The 2,490-nt window shown below is 63.3% G+C and carries 4 protein-coding genes; 1 reads left to right on the top strand and 3 read right to left on the bottom strand.

Annotation, left to right across the window (positions count from 1 at the left end; genetic code table 11):
* The first annotated feature begins 1 nt into the window (after position 1).
* Entirely contained in the window at positions 2-688 is a 687-nt protein-coding gene (locus tag JNN06_RS11895) for a peptidase (RefSeq protein ID WP_291239809.1), read from the top strand.
* A gap of 176 nt (positions 689-864) precedes the next feature.
* On the opposite strand, the gene JNN06_RS11890 is transcribed toward JNN06_RS11895, so the two are convergent.
* The 3 genes from JNN06_RS11890 to JNN06_RS11880 all read right to left on the bottom strand — a co-directional run.
* Positions 865-1,374 carry a CarD family transcriptional regulator gene (locus tag JNN06_RS11890; protein WP_291239808.1) on the bottom strand — a complete coding sequence of 170 codons (510 nt, stop codon included), beginning with the start codon at positions 1,372-1,374 and terminating at the stop codon, positions 865-867.
* A gap of 317 nt (positions 1,375-1,691) precedes the next feature.
* Complete coding sequence (gene fdxA / locus JNN06_RS11885; RefSeq protein WP_291239807.1) at positions 1,692-2,030, bottom strand: ferredoxin FdxA; 339 nt, start codon at positions 2,028-2,030, stop codon at positions 1,692-1,694.
* A gap of 136 nt (positions 2,031-2,166) precedes the next feature.
* A partial coding sequence (locus JNN06_RS11880; RefSeq protein ID WP_291239806.1) for an RNA-binding S4 domain-containing protein occupies positions 2,167-2,490 on the bottom strand: 324 nt, incomplete at its 5' end.

Below are 2,490 nucleotides of genomic sequence, written 5' to 3'. Positions count from 1 at the left end.
GGTGCTGCTGTCTGATACCCGAACCAATGCGGGGCTCGACAATATCTCGACCTATCGCAAGATGTTCACCTTTGAAGACCCCGGCGAGCGGGTCATCGCCATCATGACGGCGGGCAGCCTCAGCGTGACGCAAACCACCATCGCCCGCCTGCGCGAGGCGATGGAAGAGGACAGCGCCACCTCGGAAACCTCGATCATGCTGGCGCCCACCCTGCTGAAAGTGGCCGAGATCGTGGGCAATATGCTGTCCACCGTCCGGGCCGAGATCGGCGAGAAGATGGCCACCATGAAGCAAAGCGCCTCTGCCTCGATGATCGTGGCGGGCCAGCGCAAGGGCGGCGCGATGCGGCTGTTCCTCATCTATCCCGAGGGCAATTTCATCGAGGCGACCGAAGACACGCCCTTCCTGCAAATCGGCGAACACAAATACGGCAAGCCGATCCTCGACCGCGTGGTGCGCCCGGAAACCAGCCTGGCCGATGCGCAAAAGGCGGTGCTGCTCAGCATGGACAGCACGCTGCGCTCCAACCTCTCGGTCGGCATGCCGCTGGATCTGGTGGTGATCGGGGCGGATGATTGCAAGATCACCGCGCGCCGCCGGATCGAGGCGGGCGACCCGCAATTCCGCGCCATGTCCGAGGCCTGGTCGGCGGCGCTGCGCGACGGCTTTACCCAGATTGCGCTGTAAAAGGGTCGGGGCCTCGCGGCCCCGATGCCTCCGGCGGGGATATTTGGATCAGGTTGAAAGCGGATTGCGCTTCAACCTGATAAAAATATCCAATTCCACCGCTGACGCCGCGAAGGCCTTGCCGGAAAAGCAAAAAGCCGCCCCGAGGGGCGGCCTTTGTTTTCTGTGCGGCCCGATCAGGCCGCGCGCGAGGTCAGCACCGAATCGACGGTTTTCTGGGCCTGCGCCTCGTCCGCGCCCGAAACGGCGGCGACTTCGCGGGTCAGGCGTTCCAGTGCCGCCTCGTAAAGCTGACGCTCGGAATAGCTTTGCTCACGCTGGTCATCGCTGCGGTGCAGGTCGCGCACCACTTCGGCGATCGACAAGAGGTCGCCCGAGTTGATCTTCTGTTCATATTCCTGCGCGCGGCGCGACCACATGGCGCGTTTCACCCGGGCCTTGCCCTTCAGCGTGTCCAGCGCCTTGTTCACCACATCGGGGGTGGAGAGCTGGCGCATGCCGATTTCCGTCGCCTTATGCGTCGGCACCCGCAGGGTCATCTTGTCCTTTTCAAAGTGCAGCACGAAGAGTTCCAGCTTGAACCCTGCGATTTCCTGCTCTTCGATGGAGATGATCTTGCCCACACCATGGGCCGGGTAGACGACGAATTCATCAGGGCGGAATTCGGGCTTCTTGGTCTTGGTCATTCCAGCGGCTTCCTCATGCGCAGGGGCCTGCCTTGCCACAAAGACATCGCGCCCGAGGCCATAGGCTTCGGCTGCGTTCAGGGCTTTGTCACAAGAAAATCCGTCCCGGGCGAGCAGCGCCGAGGCGGCGGTCAGGCGTCCATGCTGTGTTTATGACGCAGATATAACATGAAATCGCGGCGATTCCAACTGCGGCGAGGGCCGCAACCGGCCAGAGCCCATGCAGATTCTGCATATTGGCATGGCATTTGCTGCACATCTGCCTCTCACAGGAGCGAATCAGCCGCAAAGGGGGCGGGCGGCGCCGGGGGCGCGCCTCAGCTGCCTTCGCCGGGATTGGGCGAGAAATACTTGGTCAGCTTGTCCTTCTCGCCGTCACGCTCTTTATAGCCTTCCATCGGCTCGCGCTTTTGCGTGATGACGGGCCACAGCTCGGCATATTTGCGGTTGAACTCGACCCATTTGTCCATGTCCGGCTCGGTATCCGGGCGGATCGCATCGGCCGGGCATTCCGGTTCGCAGACGCCGCAGTCGATGCATTCGTCGGGGTGGATCACCAGCGTGTTCTCGCCCTCGTAGAAGCAATCCACCGGACAGACCTCGACGCAGTCGGTGTATTTGCAGGCGATGCAGTTGTCGGTCACCACATAGGTCATGGCAGGGCCCCGGTTTCTCTCGTGTTGGCGTCTAGCTAGCTCAGGCGGTGCGGGCATTCAAGCGCGAAGCGGCGCGGCGGGGTGTCGCCGGGGCGGGTTGTCCTGCGGCACCGGGGGCGCGCGGAACATCCTTCTCCTAGCGGCCCTGTGACTGTGGCATCTGTTCCAGATCCTCGGTCTCATCCAGATCCGAAACTGCCTGGTCAGACAGCGGCTGCGGGTCCAGATCGTGATAGAGGCCGCGCGCCTCGGGGGCGGGGCCGCGTCGGCTGCCGGGGGCCAGCACCCGGATCAGCCGGATGCGGTCGCCCTGCGGAAAGGTGAGCGTATCGCCCATCCCCACCTGATGTCCGGGCTTCTGGCAGCGCTGGCCGTTCAGCCGCAGATGGCCTTCGGCAATCATCTCGCAGGCCAGCGGGCGCGATTTGAAGAACCGCGCCTGCCACAGCCATTTGTCCAG

The sequence above is a fragment of the Gemmobacter sp. genome (assembly GCF_016792925.1).
Taxonomy (GTDB): domain Bacteria; phylum Pseudomonadota; class Alphaproteobacteria; order Rhodobacterales; family Rhodobacteraceae; genus Gemmobacter.
The sequence above is the reverse complement of the archived record's forward strand: the minus strand, read 5'-3'. Positions and strand labels throughout refer to the sequence as shown.

Excerpts from the sequence above, each read along its gene's own strand:
- fdxA (WP_291239807.1), bottom strand. The coding sequence starts at position 2,030 with ATGACCTATGTGGTGACCGACAACTGCATCGCCTGCAAATACACCGAC.
- JNN06_RS11890 (WP_291239808.1), bottom strand. The coding sequence starts at position 1,374 with ATGACCAAGACCAAGAAGCCCGAATTCCGCCCTGATGAATTCGTCGTC.